The organism is Colwellia sp. E150_009 (assembly GCF_053543955.1).
Genome location: NZ_JBHFOM010000044.1, coordinates 22337 through 40295 on the forward strand (window position 1 = coordinate 22337; position 17959 = coordinate 40295).

At 35.9% G+C, this 17959-nt stretch carries 16 protein-coding genes and 1 pseudogene; 5 read left to right on the top strand and 12 right to left on the bottom strand.

Annotated elements, in window-relative coordinates; translation table 11 throughout:
• Positions 1–80 precede the first annotated feature (80 nt).
• From ACE1OF_RS16165 to ACE1OF_RS16185, 5 genes and pseudogenes are all read right to left on the bottom strand, one after another.
• Positions 81–464 carry a CZB domain-containing protein gene (locus ACE1OF_RS16165; RefSeq protein ID WP_448895697.1) on the bottom strand — a complete coding sequence of 128 codons (384 nt, stop codon included), beginning with the start codon at positions 462–464 and terminating at the stop codon, positions 81–83.
• A 48-nt stretch (positions 465–512) separates the two neighbouring features.
• Positions 513–1181 (bottom strand): annotated as a pseudogene (locus tag ACE1OF_RS16170) (methyl-accepting chemotaxis protein); the annotation flags it as partial.
• A gap of 191 nt (positions 1182–1372) precedes the next feature.
• A complete protein-coding gene (locus ACE1OF_RS16175) occupies positions 1373–2482 on the bottom strand; it encodes an efflux RND transporter periplasmic adaptor subunit (protein ID WP_448895682.1) in 1110 nt (369 codons plus the stop codon).
• A gap of 13 nt (positions 2483–2495) precedes the next feature.
• Complete coding sequence (locus tag ACE1OF_RS16180; protein ID WP_448895683.1) at positions 2496–5957, bottom strand: efflux RND transporter permease subunit; 3462 nt, start codon at positions 5955–5957, stop codon at positions 2496–2498.
• 39 nt (positions 5958–5996) lie between these two features.
• The gene (locus ACE1OF_RS16185; protein WP_448895684.1) at positions 5997–6320 is read right to left on the bottom strand and encodes an ArsR/SmtB family transcription factor; all 324 of its coding nucleotides are present in this window, start codon (positions 6318–6320) and stop codon (positions 5997–5999) included.
• Positions 6321–6456: 136 nt separating this feature from the next.
• Here ACE1OF_RS16185 and ACE1OF_RS16190 point away from each other — a divergent pair, with 136 nt between their 5' ends.
• The 3 genes from ACE1OF_RS16190 to ACE1OF_RS16200 all read left to right on the top strand — a co-directional run bounded on the left by ACE1OF_RS16190 (position 6457) and on the right by ACE1OF_RS16200 (position 7783).
• On the top strand, positions 6457–6663 hold the full coding sequence (locus ACE1OF_RS16190; RefSeq protein WP_448895685.1) for a YgaP family membrane protein: 207 nt from the start codon (positions 6457–6459) through the stop codon (positions 6661–6663).
• A 53-nt stretch (positions 6664–6716) separates the two neighbouring features.
• Positions 6717–7061 (top strand): rhodanese-like domain-containing protein, encoded by a 345-nt coding sequence (locus ACE1OF_RS16195; RefSeq protein ID WP_448895686.1) that lies wholly within the window; start codon positions 6717–6719, stop codon positions 7059–7061.
• Positions 7062–7123: 62 nt separating this feature from the next.
• Positions 7124–7783: a DsbA family oxidoreductase gene (locus ACE1OF_RS16200; protein WP_448895687.1), complete on the top strand. Its 660-nt coding sequence runs from the start codon at positions 7124–7126 to the stop codon at positions 7781–7783.
• Positions 7784–7851: 68 nt separating this feature from the next.
• Here ACE1OF_RS16200 and lysA read toward each other — a convergent pair whose 3' ends face one another.
• Together lysA and ACE1OF_RS16210 are read right to left on the bottom strand one after the other, a co-directional pair.
• Positions 7852–9126 carry a diaminopimelate decarboxylase gene (gene lysA / locus ACE1OF_RS16205; protein ID WP_448895688.1) on the bottom strand — a complete coding sequence of 425 codons (1275 nt, stop codon included), beginning with the start codon at positions 9124–9126 and terminating at the stop codon, positions 7852–7854.
• Positions 9127–9288: 162 nt separating this feature from the next.
• Positions 9289–9567, bottom strand: coding sequence for a peptidylprolyl isomerase (locus ACE1OF_RS16210; RefSeq protein ID WP_448895689.1), 279 nt, complete (start codon positions 9565–9567; stop codon positions 9289–9291).
• 158 nt (positions 9568–9725) lie between these two features.
• On the opposite strand from ACE1OF_RS16210, the gene ACE1OF_RS16215 reads away from it, so the two are divergent.
• The gene (locus ACE1OF_RS16215) at positions 9726–10643 is read left to right on the top strand and encodes a LysR substrate-binding domain-containing protein (RefSeq protein ID WP_448895690.1); all 918 of its coding nucleotides are present in this window, start codon (positions 9726–9728) and stop codon (positions 10641–10643) included.
• A 43-nt stretch (positions 10644–10686) separates the two neighbouring features.
• Here ACE1OF_RS16215 and ACE1OF_RS16220 read toward each other — a convergent pair whose 3' ends face one another.
• The 5 genes from ACE1OF_RS16220 to ACE1OF_RS16240 all read right to left on the bottom strand — a co-directional run bounded on the left by ACE1OF_RS16220 (position 10687) and on the right by ACE1OF_RS16240 (position 15826).
• A complete protein-coding gene (locus ACE1OF_RS16220; protein WP_448895691.1) occupies positions 10687–11055 on the bottom strand; it encodes a hypothetical protein in 369 nt (122 codons plus the stop codon).
• Between the two features lie 264 nt (positions 11056–11319).
• A complete protein-coding gene (locus ACE1OF_RS16225) occupies positions 11320–13491 on the bottom strand; it encodes a malate synthase G (protein WP_448895692.1) in 2172 nt (723 codons plus the stop codon).
• A gap of 242 nt (positions 13492–13733) precedes the next feature.
• Positions 13734–14444: an LrgB family protein gene (locus tag ACE1OF_RS16230; RefSeq protein ID WP_448895693.1), complete on the bottom strand. Its 711-nt coding sequence runs from the start codon at positions 14442–14444 to the stop codon at positions 13734–13736.
• A 1-nt stretch (position 14445) separates the two neighbouring features.
• The gene (locus ACE1OF_RS16235) at positions 14446–14829 is read right to left on the bottom strand and encodes a CidA/LrgA family protein (protein WP_448895694.1); all 384 of its coding nucleotides are present in this window, start codon (positions 14827–14829) and stop codon (positions 14446–14448) included.
• A gap of 49 nt (positions 14830–14878) precedes the next feature.
• Positions 14879–15826: a LysR family transcriptional regulator gene (locus tag ACE1OF_RS16240; RefSeq protein WP_448895695.1), complete on the bottom strand. Its 948-nt coding sequence runs from the start codon at positions 15824–15826 to the stop codon at positions 14879–14881.
• Between the two features lie 339 nt (positions 15827–16165).
• Between ACE1OF_RS16240 and ACE1OF_RS16245 the strand changes: the two genes are divergently transcribed.
• The gene (locus ACE1OF_RS16245) at positions 16166–17764 is read left to right on the top strand and encodes an isocitrate lyase (protein WP_448895696.1); all 1599 of its coding nucleotides are present in this window, start codon (positions 16166–16168) and stop codon (positions 17762–17764) included.
• Positions 17765–17959 lie beyond the last annotated feature (195 nt).

Consider the following 17959-nt stretch of genomic DNA (forward strand, 5'->3'; position numbering starts at 1 on the left):
ATATATAGGCTAGCCAAAAAAATAGCGTATTAACATTTTTTTGGCTAGCCTATAACTCTATCGTTAGGGGGATTAAATTGTTAGTTTTGTTTTATTTGCTGTGATAACAATGTTAATAAATTGATGACTTCTATGCTTGCATTTTCCATGCCTGCTAACTCTTTAACTGCTTGAGCCATATCACCATTTTTTACTGATTTTAACGCATTTAATCCGTAATTATGCACATGGGCGTGTGGTTCATCAAGTTGTTTAAATGCACTATGAGTAGCATATTTTTCTGCTCCTTCACCTCGAAAGTACCATTGTCCTAATCGACAATCTGTGTGGTTAGCAAAATCATCAGCTGTTTTGTCAGTCATACCTAGCATGGCTTGGTATACTTCTAATTTCCAAACAACATGGTCCATTTTTACTGTTTGCAAAAAAGCATCCGCAGTTGAGTGGGTAATTACCGTATACATATTATTAGAAAGGTTAACAATATTATTTGCTGTTGCTTCTATTGCGGTTGTGCTTTCATTAATTTCTGTACTTTTCTCACCAACATCCTGAATACCATCGATAACTTGCTCCATTTGTTGGTTTACTTGTTCAATTAAGTTAGAAATTTCATTTGAGGCTTCAGCAGAGCGTTGTGCTAATGTTCTTACTTCATCGGCAACAACAGCAAAACCACGACCTTGTTCACCTGCACGGGCAGCTTCTATTGCGGCATTAAGTGCCAATAAATTGGTTTGGTCGGATATTCCTTTGATAATATTAACAAAATCATTAATTCCAGCAGTAGCTGACTTTAGATTGTCTACAGATGTTGAAGCATTTTTACTGTCATTGTTTATTTTTTTTGTGGCGTCTATTGTTGAAGCTAACATGGAAAGGATTTCAGTAAAAATATTTTGTGATGTATGAAATTCATCGCGGTGTTCGATCAGTTTACTTGATGAAGAAGCAAGTTCTTCGCGAATATTGTGAACTGACTCAGATGAGCCTAGCCATAAGTTATTGATTTCTTCTTGATGACGGTAACGTTCGGTATTGCTTGTCATATCTTGTACGAGCTGCTCATTTTCTTCGTTCACATGGGTAACTTGTGCTTCTAATGTTGAAAGTTGCTGTTTTAGCACAGTATTTTCTTCTTTTAATGCCATTAATTCTTTCTTACTAGCTAAATTAAACATGAGCTCAATACCTTTACTTTTTTATAAAATATTACATTGTAATTTCAGATAGTAACTATTTATTTAGTGTTACTAAAGTCTTTTATTTGACAAATTCAAATTTAAAGTTCTTTTTTTTCAATGCCTTTGATAATAAATATATCCAAACCAGCGGAATCCTGCATATTGAGGTGGTTTGGGTATATGCTAATTTAAGGAAGGGGAGGGTGCTGAGGAGGGATGATTTCATCACCAGCATTTAGTCCTGAAATAACTTTGACCATGTCATTTGGTTGTAATTTTCCTAATCTAACAAAACGGCGTTGTATATTGTTATTCACTTTTACCCAAACAAAATCTAATTGACCAATATGGGCAACTTTATTTTGGGGAATATTTAGTGTTATTTGCTCATCGGCGGGGATTAAAATTCGAGCATACATGCCAGGTAATAGATTTTCATTATTGATTATTCGCGCTTTTACTAAAAAGCTACGAGAACCTGTATTAGCAGCTGGTACTATTTCTTCTATTTCGCCAAGCATTTTTTTACCAATACTGGGTAATTCAATAGAAATTTTTTGGCTTTGTTTTAAAGTCATTGCCAGCTGTTCTCTTACTTGTGCTTCTACACGTAATGATAAAGGGTTGTACAAAGATAAAAGCTTAGATCCTGCTTGAGCTGTATCGCCTGGCTCAGCAAAACGGTCAACAATTAAGCCATCAATTGGTGCCGTTAATGTAGCATAACTTAGCGTTGTTTCTACTTGCGATAGGTGTTGTTGTGCTGCTGTTAAATCAGCTAAAATACTTTGATAATCCGCACTTGTTTTATCAAGGTCAAATGCCGATATTAATTGTTTATTAAACAAAGCGGTTGAACGAGTTAAGTTTTGTTTTGCTTCATCATGGCGTGCTTGTAATGCCATAATATTTTGTTTAGCTTGTTGCACTTGTGAGTGTAGATCACTTTGCTCAAGCTGAATTAACACATCGCCTTTTTTTACTTTGTCGCCAGCCCTGACTTCAATTGTTTTAATTCGGGCTAAAATTCTAGATGAAATTTTAGTTGCTTGTTTTGCTTCTATACTCCCAGCGATCGGTTCTAATATTATTTCGGTGCTAGCGGTGACCTTATATACATCATTTTTATCTAATTCGAGAGAACTAAAGTTTAAACCAGATTCTTTCTTTATTGCTGGTGAAACTTTGTTATCGAAAGAGCCTGCAAGCCAAGCAACCATTAATAATAAGATCATGAGGGCGATAACGGGCATGATTAATTTTTGTAATGTGTTTTTTGTTGTGCTGTTTTGAGTCATGACTTTTCCTAGGTTAGCGCTGGTTTATGACTGTATTAAGCCGCGTTTTATCGGCTATTTGTTCGTTTTTTTCATTTTCAAAAACTAATATATAAACTATAGGTACAACCAATAAGGTAAAGATAGTAGATGAAATAATGCCAAAAATAATCGCAATGGCTAAGCCACTGAAAACAGGATCTAAAGTAATAATTAAATTACCTAATAATGTGGTGCCAGCAGTTAGTAATACTGGACGCATTCGCACTGCACCTGCTTGAATTAATGCCTCTTTAATTGATTCTCCACGGGCGCGGGCTTGCGTGATAAACTCAATTAAAATTAATGAATTTCTAACGACAATCCCTGCTAAGGCTATCATGCCAATCATAGCTGTTGCGGTAAATAACACAGGATCAGGTGCGTTGGCTATTTCGCGTTCGCCAAATTGGTTGAGCATAAAAAAGCCAGGCATAATGCCAATAACTGTTAGTGGAATAGCAGACATGATAATACCTGATAAAGCTGCTGATCCTGTTTGTATTCGCAACACAATAAAAATAGCTGTTAGTGCAAAAGCGAAAGCAATCCCCATATCTCGAAATACGCGAATAGTGATGCGCCATTCACCTTCACCACCCCAGAGTAACGTTATATTCTCAGGTAAATACCATGCATTACCACTACCACTTGTTAAAAACGTACGATTGTTCCAGTCGTTTGCTTGAGAGGCGTTCATCTTATTTTGTTGATTTTCAGTTAACGTATCAGAATATTGCAGGTCGCTGCTAATATCAGCAATAATGGCTGCTGGTGTTCTTCCTGAAGTATCAGCAGTGACATAAACAACAGGTTTCAGGTCTTTGTGAAAAATAGGCTTGTCACTTATTTGTTGTTCAAACGCTCCTAACTCGCCTAGTGATACTAAGGGTTGGGGAGCAATATCAATGCCTTGCGGTGTGGTTTTTTGTACAATACCCGTTTGCCCTTTAATGGTTAGCCTGCGGTAATCAGCTAAGCTTTCTCGTTGCTCTATGGGTAACTTTATATTAATTGCTAATGGGGCTGCTTCATTGTTAACATGTAAATACCCTGCAACTTGTCCGTTATTAGCCACCATTAACGTTTGGTTAATTTGTGCTGTTGATATACCAGACAAGGCAGCCTTTGTTTTATCGGTAACAAATCGTAAATTTGTTTGATTGTCGGTTACGGTTGAGTCTACTTCAACAACATGGGGCTCTTGTTTTAATCTCTTTTCTACAATAGTTGCAGCTTGCTGTAACTCATGGTATTGGGTAAATTCATTTCCATAAAGTTCAGCAACTAAAGTGCTAAGTACAGGCGGACCAGGTGGTACTTCAACCACTTTAATTTTCACCGTACCACCAGATAACATTGTGCTGTTTAATGCTGCTAGGTGTTCTCTCAGTCTTAAAACAATGGCATGAGATTGATGTTCTCGGGCTGTTTTATCAAGTAAAATTAGGCGCAAATCAGCCATGTAAGGGGCTTGACGTTGATAATACTGTCGTACCATACCATTGAAATCGATGGGGGATGCAGTGCCTACATAAGCGACAATGGCTTTAATTTCTGATAATTGTTGTACTTTGGTTGAAACCTTTTTGGCCATTGCTGCTGTTTGTTCTAGCGTTGCACTTTCTGGCATATCAAGAAGTATTTGTACTTCATTTTTATTATCGAAAGGGAGTAGTTTTAATGGAACTAAGCGCATAACAGGTAACATTGCAGCTAAAATAAATAAAATTAACACAAGCCATAAAACAAGCTTGCCTTTTTTTCTATTTTCTAGCAATGGCGTTAGCATGCGTCGGTAAAAGTTACCAAATCCTTGGTTTTTATTTGGCTCAGTATTATTCGTGCTGGAGTTTGTTAGAGCGGGTTTGATAAACTTAGAAGCTAGCCATGGCGTCACTAAAAAGGCAACTAAAGTTGAGCTGATAACGCTTAAAGGAACATTAAATGCCATTGGTGCCATGTAAGGCCCCATCATGCCGGTAATATAAGCCAAAGGCACAAAAGCAAGTACTATGGTTAAAGTTGACATTAATAACGGCACACGAATTTCGTTTATTGCGCCTACTATTTTGTCTTGCAGTGACCCACTTTTTTCTTTTAAATAACGTTCAATATTGTCAACACCCGTTATGGGATCGTCAACAAGTAAGCCTAATGAAAGGATCAAAGCAAACAGTGTTACGCGATTGATAGTGTAGCCAAAAAGTAAATCTAACGATAAAGTAATGCCATAACAAATAGGCACAGCTAAACCCACAACAATAGCAGAACGCCAACCTAAAAATACTGCAATGAAAATAACTACGGTAAAAACAGCAAAAGCCAAACTAGTGGTTAGGTTATTCACTTTTTCATTTGCGGTTTCGCCATAATCACGCAATATTTCAACATGGACATTGTCAGGAAACATCGATTGTTGTAAGGCATTAATTTTGTCATGCACAGCTTGTGCTACTGTAACTGCATTGCTCCCCCGTTGCTTGGCAACACTAATGGTAACAATAGGGTGATCGCCATTGTTTGACATTTCAGAAGAGGTGGTGGATGTTTTTTTAGCCGCCGTGTTATTACCATACTGCGCTTGTTGATAACCATTGGCAAAATCAATCCAAGTATAGTGTTGTTGTTCAGCTGGCTCATCTATAATGTTGGCAATATCTTGCAGTAACACCACGCTGTTATCTATTACGCTGATCGGCGTATGCTTTAATGCATTAATATCCCTAATAACGTCACCACTTTCTAAGCGAACGGATTGGTTTTCTAATGCTAGATTTCCAAGATGTAATAACCTATTTGAAGATTGTATTGCGTTAAATACTTCATTGATTGAAATTTTTCTTGCGGTCATTTGTTCAGGATCTAAATTAACTTGAATTTCTCTTGAACGACCACCTGTAATGTTAACTTCGCTTGTATTTTCTATGGCTTGAAGAAAAGTAGAGACTTCTTCGGCTAAACGACGTAAATCATAGTCGCTTACCGTATTACTGTCGCTGCTCCATAAGCCCAACATCATAATTGGAACGTCATCTACTTCTATTGGTTGTACTCGCCAGTTATCTACAATAGCTGGAATTTTGTGAGTGTTAGAATGTAGTTTATTATAAGTATTGAGTAATGCTTGCTCTCTGTTTTCACCTACATGAAATCTTAATGTGACCACTGCTTGGCTATTATGGGTTACCGAGTAAACATGTTCTACACCGCTAACTTGTGCAAGTAACTTTTCTAATGGTGTGGTTACTAACCGTTCCATTTGTTGAACATTAACGCTTGGTGCGTTAACGACAACATCAATCATAGGCACTACAATTTGCGGCTCTTCTTCGCGAGGAGTGTATTTTAAAGCCGCCATGCCCGCTATCATTGATATGATAAGCAGGATAATAGGTACTTTACTGCCTAATATATTGCTGAGTACTTTAGATGTGAAGTTGGTCGGTGTTTGCATATTTAATCAGCTTTCTTTGGTAAGTTTACTGGTATTAAGTTACATGTGGTCACAAAATTGTTGTTGTAAAACCTCTAATAGGTACTTAATTTTAGGGTTGGCAATTCGGTAATAAATTGTTTGCGACTCTCGTCTAGTCGCCACTATTTCACTATCACGTAGTTTTGCCAAATGTTGTGAAAGTGCTGACTGAGATAAATCAATTTGCTCATTAAGATCCCCCACGGTTAGTTCGCCATTAGCAAGGCAACATAAAACCATCAATCGGTATGGGTTAGAAAGTTGTTTCAGAATAACAGACACATGTTGAGCACTTTCTAGTAATTTGTTTTGATCTGTTGTCATAATAATTTTTAAACTCATTTGCTATTTTTTTTAGTCTACTATTGTACTTTAATTTAGTAAAGGCTAATATAACAATATAAGTAAAAGTTAATTTAGTAAAATCTAAATTAAGAGGGTTATTTATAAATTTTATTTGTATTGCTTGGAGAATATCATGACAGTAAATGAGGCACTTAGGTTAGTCGCTGGCACAATGATTTTAATTTCTTTATTACTCACACAATTTCACTCACCTAATTGGGTGTGGTTTACGGCGTTTATCGGTGTGAACCTACTACAATCATCTTTTACTAAATGGTGTTTAATGATGACCATTTTAAAGAGGTTAGGTTTAAAAGACAGTAGTTCAGAATGTAGCTAAAGCTTTAATATTTTATTGAAAAATAAAACATTATTTATTCAAAAGGAACCAATATGTTAAAAACAATCCCTGAAGTAATTGCGCATGCAATGAAATCTTTAAACACGATTACAGCAGCAGAAGCAGAAAAAAAATGTAAGCAAGAAAATGGCATTATTATTGATGTTAGAGAACCTGCAGAGTTTGCTGAAAAAGCCGCTAAAAATACAATTAATATCCCACGAGGGCTATTAGAAATGAAAATGCTACAGCAGTATCCAGATGAAAATTTAGCTATTTTTATTCATTGTGCAACGGGAGCAAGAGCAACATTTTCAGCAGAACAATTAAAACGTGTTGGGTATAAAAACGTTTGGGTTGTTACTTGTATGCTAGATGATATTTGCTGTGTATTTTAAATTGGGTTTAATAGCCGTTTTATTGCCCACAATAAGCTTATAAATATGATCTGAGGTTTAAGATGAGTACACCATTAGTAATTGATTATTATACTGATATATTATGCGTGTGGGGTTGGGTAGCTCAACGGCGTATTGATGAATTAAACCGATGCTTAGGTAATAAAATCGATATTAGACATCATTATATTGATATTTTTGGTGACGCAGTAAATAAAATACCAACACAGTGGCATACTAAGGGAGGTTATGAAGGTTTTTCTGCTCATGTCGTTGAATCGGCAGCTCCGTATGAGTATACACAAATTAATACCAATATATGGTCTAGCGTCAAACCAACGTCGTCTGCTAACCCACACTTAGTTTTAAAGGCGATAAAGCTTAGCCATACCAGACAAGATAGCGTAGCCTATGAATTGAAATTTAGACAGGCTTTTTTTATTGAAGCACAAGATATCAGTAATATTAACGTTTTATTTGCTTTACTAGACAAGTCAGGTTTAGATAAAGAAAAAGTCAAAGAGAAGCTAGCTGACGGCAGTGCAATGGCTGCGTTAATGCGAGATTATCAACAAGCAAAAGTGCTAAGTTTAAAAGGCAGTCCGTCTTATGTTCTTGATAATGGAAGACAAACACTATATGGCAATGTTGGCTATCGAGTATTGTTAGCCAACATTGAGGCGTTGATAAATAAACCAGAGCATGACGCTAGTTGGTGTTAATTATTAATGCAGGTTAAAAACACACAGTATTGTATTTTGTGATGTTTTTCGCGCTGTTATATGTTCGGTTATATCCAATCTGGCACAATATCAGCGTTAATGACTTCATCATAACTTGGGCGTGGACGAACAACTGCAAATTCTGTGTCTTTTACCATAATTTCTGGTGCTAACATGCGAGTATTGTATGTTGATGACATCACGGCACCGTATGCACCACAACTCATAATAGCAATTAAATCACCTGTTTTTGACTCATGTATTTGACGAGCTTTAGCAAAAGTATCACCTGTTTCACAAACAGGGCCAACAATATCATAGGTTTTGATTTCAGTTTTAGTCTTATCAACAGCAATAATTTCATGGAAAGCATCATACATGCTTGGACGGATCAGATCATTCATGCCAACATCTAAAATTAAAAACTGGCGTTCTTCTCCTGTTTTTACATAAACTACGCTAGAAACTAATATACCAGAATTACCTAATAACGATCGGCCTGGCTCTATGACTATTTTGCAGTTCAAATGGCCTAACTGTGTTTTAGCTATAGCTGCATATTCTTCCTTAGATGGAATGATTTCGTCATGGTAAGTAATCCCTAATCCACCGCCAATATCTACTACTTTAATATCATGACCATCACTTCTGAGGTCTACAATTAATTGCGCAATACGCTTATAAGCTTCTTCAAAAGGGGCAAGTTGTGTAAGTTGTGAGCCTATGTGAACATCAACCCCTTGTACTTTGATATTAGGTAATGATGCTGCACGGTTATACGCTAGCCGTGCTTTACTAATGGGCACACCAAATTTGTTTTCAGACTTTCCTGTAGATATTTTAGCATGGGTATTAGCACAAACATCAGGATTAATGCGGAACGCTATAGCAGCAACTTTATTTAAACGTGTGGCAACTTGGCTGATTAATTCAAGCTCAGGCTCTGACTCAACATTAAATTGAAAAATATCTTCGTTTAGGGCGTATTCAATTTCAGCTTCAATTTTAGCTACACCCGAGTAAACAATTTTATTTGCTGGAATACCTGCGGCACGCGCACGGAGTATTTCCCCCATAGAGACAACATCAGCACCAGAGCCTAATTTAGCAAGTGTTGATAAAACCGCTTGGTTACCATTGGCTTTTACAGCATAGCAAATGAGCGTTTCTTGACCTGCCAATGCGGTGGAGAACGCTTGCTGGTAGTCTTTATAGTTTTGACTAATTGCGCTGTTTGAATAACAGTAAAAAGGTGTGCTTACTTGTTTTGCAATGTCGCTTAGGGCAACATTTTCGGCAAACATTTTGCCGTTAACGTGTGGGAAATATTGTTGTGTGGTCATTTGGCTACCATTATTAGCATTACGCTGATAAGTTCATATAAAACAGTGAATTATTTACAATCAATGGCAGGACTACATCCAGCACTTGATAGACATACCGCAATCATTATTAGGTGTCATTTCTGTTTTTATTGTGACAGAAATGACACTGACATTTAACTGCTAGCTACGAGAGGTTACTTCAAGTAAGTGATAACCAAACTGCGTTTTTACAGGGCCTTGTACTTCATTAAGCGGTGCTGAAAATACTACCTTATCAAATTCTGGTACCATTTGACCTGGGCCGAAAGTGCCTAAGTTACCGCCTTGAGCTTTTGACGGACAGTTTGAGTGCTCTTGAGCAACGTCAGCAAAATCTTTTCCCGCTTCAATTTCAGCTTTTAGTGCTAAACATTGTTCTTCAGTATCAACCAATAAATGACGTGCTGCAGCTTGAGACATGGGTTTTCCTATATTGAGTAAATAAATTTGAGTAACAATAACGTATTTTTTTATTTTTTTAAAGGATCTATAGGGAGTATTTAAGGTGTTTAGCTAGTTTTGTTAAATCAATTTTATTAATATAATGCTCATGATTAATCAAAATAAAAGATGCATAGATGGATGATGATATTTTCAATAATAAACTGCCTAACCTTAAACATTTACATTACTTATTAGCGCTCGATAAACACCAGCACTTTAATAAAGCTGCACAAGCTTGTTTTGTGAGTCAGTCAACATTAAGTAGTGCTATTCTAAAATTAGAAGAGCAACTTTCTTGTCAATTATTAGAACGCGATCATAGAAACTTTGTTTTCACAAATCACGGAAAGCAAGTTGTCGTATTAGCTAAACAGTTGTTATTAAGTGCAAATGAGTTGGTTGCTTTTGCTAAACAAAAAGGTGGAGTTGATGTCGGCAGCATTCGCTTAGGGTGTATTCCAACCATAGCGCCATTTTTATTAACAGACTTAATTCAACTATGTCAGCAAGTTTTGCCTAAGCTTGAATTTTATTTGTGTGAGGACACCACTGAAAATTTAATGAGTCAATTAGATGAAGGAAAAATTGATTGTGCTATATTAGCATTACCTATTCCTAAGCATCATTTTTCAACACAGCTACTGGGTAAGGAGCGCTTTTACGTCGCTGGAGATAAAGCACTTATTAACAGTTTAAAACAAACATTTGACTATGACTGTTTGCCTGAAAAAAGTATATTTTTATTGAAAAAAGAGCACTGCTTAACAGAACATGCTGTGTCTGCTTGTAGATTAGCCGATACCAGCCGTATTAATAGCTTTTCAGCCTCAAGTTTAGCGACGCTAGTACAAATGACAACATTTCATCATGGGATCACTTTTTTACCTGAAATGTCTGTAAAGAAAGGAATTGGACAGAAAGAAGGTTTAACTATTCAAGCGATATCTGATGATGTATATCGAGAAATAGGCATGATATGGCGCAAAACAAGTATGCGAGAAAAAACTTTTAGGGTATTAGGGGATTTAGTCTCTAGTTTGCTGAACAAATAAATTATAGATGAAATAAGTTAGTTAATTAGCTCAATCTTTAAGGTTAACTATTTTCTTTACATTTTTGGGCATCAAGCATATTTTTTTTACTATCTTTGAGATTATTACTCGCAATTGTTTTTGTATTGTTGTAATAGTTAGTAAAAAAAGCAATGAATTGGTGTAATTTATCATTAAATATCATGGTGCTTTCAAATAAAAAATTATGCTTATTTAACGTTTTATTTGGCGTGACAACAAAATCATCATTATTTGTTTTATTAGAAAAAGAGGGTGTTAAAAGTATAGGAACTATTACTATAGAAGATTGATTGTACAGATTATTAGTATTAATTCGAGTATTTTTAGCACAGCTTGACCATGAGATAACGGTAATAGAAATGATCAATACTAGCGTGATTAATTGTTTCATTGTAATTCTCCTGTTCAGTTCTGTGTTCTATAAATTAGAAATTTAGCGCCATAAGTAACTGCATTTTACTATAATTTTTTGCAAAGGTTAATACTAGTATAATGCGATAAACAGTATATTGGGTACGGTAGACGGGAAATAAAGGCTAAAAATATAATTTTTCTATAAAGTTAATAGGAACTTAGTTAAATTTTAATCAAGTAAGAGAAACGTAATCCCTTACTTGATTAATAGCGTTAAATTAACATTAGAAAAGTTTATAACTTAATTACTTGCTTTTTTGTCTAACCTAAACTGATGCAATAATGGTTCGGTATAGCCATTAGGTTGGTTTGCACCACAAAAAACAAGTGAGGATGCGGCTTTAAAAGCAATACTGTTATCAAAGTCGTCACTCATTGCTTGATAGCTTGGGTCATCAGCATTTTGACCATCAACAATTTTTGCCATTTTTTCTAAACTTGCTTTTACTTGAGCTTGAGTACAAACACCATGATAAAGCCAGTTAGCTATATGTTGGCTAGAAATACGTAATGTCGCTCTGTCTTCCATTAAACCAACGTCATTTATATCAGGTACTTTTGAGCAACCAATGCCTTGGTCTATCCAGCGAACCACATAACCTAAAATACCTTGGGCATTGTTATCTAATTCTTCAGTTATTTCTTCTGTAGTCCAATTGGTATCTTTTGCTAATGGAATGGTTAGTATGTCGTCTAGGCTAGCACTTTCACGTTGCATTAATGTTTGTTGAAGCGCAAATACATCAATACGATGATAATGTAATGCATGCAATGTTGCTGCAGTTGGTGAAGGAACCCATGCAGTGTTTGCACCTGCTTCTACATGATTAATTTTAGTTGCAATCATATTAGCCATTTGATCTGGAATTGGCCACATACCTTTGCCTATTTGTGCTTTTTTACTAAAACCACAGGCTAATCCAACATCAACATTATTGTTTTCATAGGCGCCAATCCACGGTGTTAATTTAATGTCGGCTTTACGTGCCATAGGGCCAGCAGCCATAGATGTATGAATTTCATCACCTGTACGGTCTAAAAAGCCAGTGTTAATAAATACAACGCGTTCTTTAGCTGCGGCAATACAATTTTTTAAATTGACACTGGTACGTCGTTCTTCATCCATAATACCCATTTTTATCGTATTGCGAGGTAAAGACAGTGCATCTTCAACACGAGCAAATAACGTATCGGCAAAGCTAACTTCTTCAGGGCCGTGCATTTTAGGTTTTACAATATAAATAGAACCTTCACTGCTATTACTTAGTGAGCTATTACCTTTTAAATCATGCAAGGCAATTAATGACGTGATCATGGCATCTAAAATACCTTCAGGTACTTCATTATTGTTACTGTCAATAATGGCACTATTTGTCATTAAATGACCAACGTTTCGAACAAACATTAAGCTGCGGCCTTTTAAGGTAACCGGATTACCTGATAAAGACTGGTAATTTCTGTCGCTATTCATTTTGCGAGTAAACTCTTGACCGCCTTTACTGATATTTTCAGTTAGATTACCTTTCATTAATCCAAGCCAATTACGGTAAGCAATTACCTTGTCTTCACCATCAACGGCAGCAACAGAGTCTTCACAATCCATAATGGTTGTTAAGGCTGATTCAATAATAATATCACTTAGTGTCGAAGGATCTGCTTTTCCTATTTCACTATTTGCATCAAATACTAATTCTAAATGCAAGCCATTATGTTTAAATACTAAAGTATTAGGTTGGCTAATACTGCCAGTAAATCCAATAAAAGCGTTAGCATCTTGTAATGTACTTTGTTCGCCATTACGTAAACTAACCATAAGTTGTTGTTCATTTAAATGGTAAGCTACAACATCTTGATGGCTACCGTTAGTTAATGGAATTGCTTGATCTAAATAATCTTTAGCATAGCTAATTACTTTGGCACCACGTACTGGATTATAAGCGCCAGTTTTCTCTGCGCCATTATCAGTGCTGATAACATCGGTACCATAAAGTGCATCATATAAACTGCCCCAACGCGCATTGACAGCATTTAAAGCAAAACGAGCATTCATTATAGGTACAACAAGTTGTGGGCCAGCAATACTTGCAAGTTCAGCATCAACATTTTCAGTGCTGATAGTGAAATCTTCAACTTCTGGCACTAGGTAACCAATATCAGTTAAAAACTGTTTGTAGTTGCTAAAGTTAAATTTGTCACCAAAATTTTGCTGATGCCAGCTATCTATTTGTGCTTGTAATTCATCACGCTTACTAAGTAATTTGGCATTATCACTAGATAACTCATTGATAATATCAGCAAAACTTTGCCAAAATTGAGATGAAGCTACTCCTGTTTCGGGAAGTGCTTCGTGCTCAATAAACTCGAATAGATCTTGGTTTATTGATAAGCCTGCTAGTTTTACTGTTTGAGTCATATTTTCCTCGCTTACTTTGCTTGTCCTTTATTTACATATTAGATATTTAAATAAAGTTAGATGAAGTCTTCACTATTAACTACATTCATATAGCGGTAAGTAGCTAGTTATAGTGAAATTATATATTTCCTATCCTATTGTTAATATCACAGACTATCAATGATCGTATTACAATAACTATTATTCATGTTGTGAATGTTAATCTTTTAATTTTGTGCTTTTGCCTATGGTTAATTTTAGTTTTACGAAAAAAATGGTAATAAAAGAGGGACAAGTACCGGAATTATAAATGCGGTTAATAGTGCTGAAGTTATTAATGCCACAGAACTATAAGCACCCTGGTAAACATTATTTTTTGATAATATAATACTGCCAATGACATGACTGCCTGACCCAATAGCAAGCCCTATGGCAATATCACTTTTAACATTAATAAACCTTAGCCACGGAGGGCCTAATAGTGCTCCAGATAATCCTGCTATCATTATTGCAAATGACGTAATGGAACTATCACCTTGAAGTTGTTCTGTTAAGGTAATACCTATAGGTGTTGTAACAGACTTTAGTGATAATGCTATAGCAATTTCTTCTTGATGAATTAATACCATAGTGAGTGAAAAGCTCATTGTAATAACAATAATTACGCCTAGGGTAAGTATCATTACAAGTTGCTTCCAATAACGCTTAACATGCTGAAGTTGTTGATATAGTGGGTAGCCTAGAGCAACCGTCGCTGGTTCTAACAATATACTCAATGCTTGAGTTGACTGGTGATACTTTGCATAGTTTATATTGTTTAGTAACAAATAGGGTATCAGTATTATTATTGTAAGCAACATGGGGTTTAGCAGGATAAGTTGCCATTTTTGTTGAACCCATGCAGCACTTTGGTAAACCACTAAAGTAAGTAATGTTAATATTAACGAATCAACTAAAGTTATGCTTGCTAACATATTAAAGATGCTTAGAAACGGTGGAATGGTCTGAACTAAGTTGTCCAGACGTTAAGTATTTTTCAGCTAAAATACCGATAAAGCTGATTAAGAAAAAGGTCGTAAAAAAGATAATAGCTACAATGCTATAACCGTGATTTTTAATCAGTTCAAAGTGATTAATAACCCCTACAGCCGCAGGAATAAAGCAAACCCCCATATGACTTATTCCCCATTGATTTACTTGGTGAACTTTATCGGGTTTAAGCCATCCCATTTGTAAAAGCAAACAATAAATAACCATGCCATATAGACTGGCTGGTAGGCCGCCAATGGCACTATTTAGGATTTTCCCTGCAATTAAACAGATAGCAATAGCGGCAATAGTATAGAGAATGTTTTTCATCGTGTTCTTTTCAATAGGTTAATAGAGCAGTTTGATAGCGCTCAACAAATTATTCATTTAATTGTATTTGTCTTGCGGCTTCTATAACTAACTTTCTAAACCAAACATGGCTCGCATCATGATGTAATAAAGGGCTCCAGATCATTTTTAAATCCATGTCAGGAATTTCAAAAGGAGGTTTGACTATAATATAATTTGGATCTTTTTTATGTAACATGGCGGCTTTTGTTGGTAAAGTTGCTATTAAGTTGTCTTCGAATGCAAGTTGCATAGCAACATGATAGTTACGAGTAAATACTTTTATATCGCGTTTTTTACCTAGCCTTGCCAGTGCTTCGTCTACCCAGCCAAGTTTTTGTACATCGTTTGGGTTCATTCCAACACCCACACCAAAACCTGTTTTTGATACCCAAACATGCTTTGCTGCTAAATAAGAATTTAAATTGAATTTACTAACAACTGGATTATCAGCACTTATTAAACAAGAAAAAGAGTCTCGCCAGATATATTTTTGATGAAAAGATTGTGGCAGTTCATCAAAACGGTTTATGGCCATATCAATTTTACCTGCTTCAACATCGTGAAAGGTAACATCGCTAGGGGTCATAATATCAATAGTGATATTGGGAGCTGCTTGATTTATTAGCTTTAATAGCTGAGGTAATAGCGTTGATGCAGCATAATCGCTGGCCATAATGCGAAATACACGCGTGCTATTCTGTTCATTAAATTCTTCTTCTCCTTGTAATGTTTTTTCTAACTCAAGCAATATTTTTCGAATAGCAGGTGCCAGTGTTTTTGCTTTTTCAGTTGGAGACATTCCATCAGAAGTACGTACTAATATAGGATCATTAAATAATGTTCTTAGTCTTTTTAAGCCATTACTCATTGCTGGCTGAGTAATATTAAGCTGCCCAGCGGCGCGAGTTACATTTTTCTCTCTTAATAGCACGTCTAAATAAATAAGCAGATTCAAATCGATTTTAGAAATATTCATCAGTTTAATGTTTCCAGTTGAAAGTATAACTAAAATAAATATATGTTAAGTTTTACTATGATTCAATGTTTATTCAGAGCAAGACTAAAATAAATTTATGATGATAATTACTGTGTTGGTTTTATGTTGTTGTTTTATAAGTGTAAAGATATTTGTTGTAAGGGAGTGTGCTTTGGTATTTCTTGTGTGAATGATGGTAATTATAAATATATATTTCATAAATGTTGGTTTGTTGGCTATTATTTTTGTTGTTCGGTGTGACAGCTTACTAAGCCAGTTACATCAGCTCTATTAACAACAGCTAGATTAATGTAAAAAATAAGACCATTGGAGAATGTCATGTCTAATTATCAAAGTGCAATTGAAGCCGTTAAAGCAATAAAAGAAAAAGCTGGTAGCTCTTGGGATCCAATTAATCCTGAGTCTATAGCCCGTATGAGAACTCAAAATAGATTTAAAACAGGTTTAGAGATTGCTCAGTACACTGCAGACATTATGCGTCGTGATATGGCTGCATTTGATGCTGATAAGACTAAGTACACACAATCTCTAGGTTGTTGGCATGGTTTTGTTGGCCAACAAAAAATGATTTCTATTAAGAAGCATTTTGACGGAAAAACTGACCGTCGTTATTTATATCTTTCTGGTTGGATGGTAGCAGCACTTCGCAGTGAATTTGGTCCACTTCCTGACCAATCAATGCACGAGAAAACATCTGTTGCTTCTTTAGTTAAAGAGCTATACACATTCCTACGTCAAGCTGATGCACGTGAGTTAGGTGGCCTTTTCCGTGAACTAGATGCAGCTAGAGCAGCTGGCGATTCTGCTAAAGAAGCAGACATTCAATATCAAATTGACAATCACGTAACTCATGTTGTACCAATTGTTGCTGATATCGATGCTGGTTTTGGTAATGCCGAAGCAACTTACCTAATGGCTAAGCAAATGATTGAAGCAGGTGCTTGTGCTCTTCAAATTGAAAACCAAGTAGCTGATGAGAAACAATGTGGACATCAAGACGGTAAAGTAACTGTTCCTCACGCTGATTTCCATGCGAAAATTCGTGCTTTACGCCATGCATTCTTAGAGCTAGGTATTGACAATGGTTTAATCGTTGCACGTACTGACTCTGAAGGTGCTGGTTTAACAAAAGAAATTGCTGTTGTTAAAGAGCCTGGTGATTCTGGTGATATTTATAACTCTTACTTAGACGTTGAAGAAATCGATGTAGCTGATATGGGTGAAGGCGATGTATGTTTCAATCGCGATGGTAAACTTGTTCGTCCTAAGCGTTTGCCTTCTGGTTTATATCAGTTCCGTCAAGGTACTGGCCATGAACGTTGTGTATTTGACTGTATTGGTGCACTTAATGCGGGCGCAGATTTACTTTGGATTGAAACGGCCATTCCTACAGTACACGAAATTGCAGGCATGATGAATGACGTACGTAAAGTTCACCCAGATGCGAAACTTGTTTATAACAACTCTCCATCTTTCAACTGGACATTAAATTTCCGTCAACAAGCCTATGACGCAATGGTTGAAGCTGGTAAAGACGTTTCTGCATACAACCGTGATAACTTAATGAGTGCTGAATATGACGAAACTGAACTTTCAGCTATAGCTGACGAACGTACTCGTACATTCCAAGCTGATACTGCACGTGAAGCGAACGTATTCCATCACTTAATTACATTACCTACTTATCACACAACTGCGTTGTCTGTAGACAACTTAGCTAAAGAATACTTTGGTGAACAAGGCATGCTTGGTTATGTTAAAAATGTTCAACGTCAAGAAATTCGTCAAGGTATCGCCTGTGTTAAACATCAAAACATGTCAGGTTCTGACATGGGTGATGATCACAAAGAATACTTTGCTGGTGAAAATGCACTTAAAGCTGGCGGTGCAAAAAATACCTCGAACCAATTCTCATAGGTATTGCTATAATATAGTTAATTCTTACTAACTATATTTTTAATCAGATTACTGTTAACTCAGTAATCTGATTTTTTTTGTTTATAAATTGTTGGTTTTATGTGATACCAATTTGATCACATTTCTTCCCAACTCAGAGCTTCATTAGCGAGCTTAGAACAAGGAAAATTGATTAAACATAGTTATTTTATATTT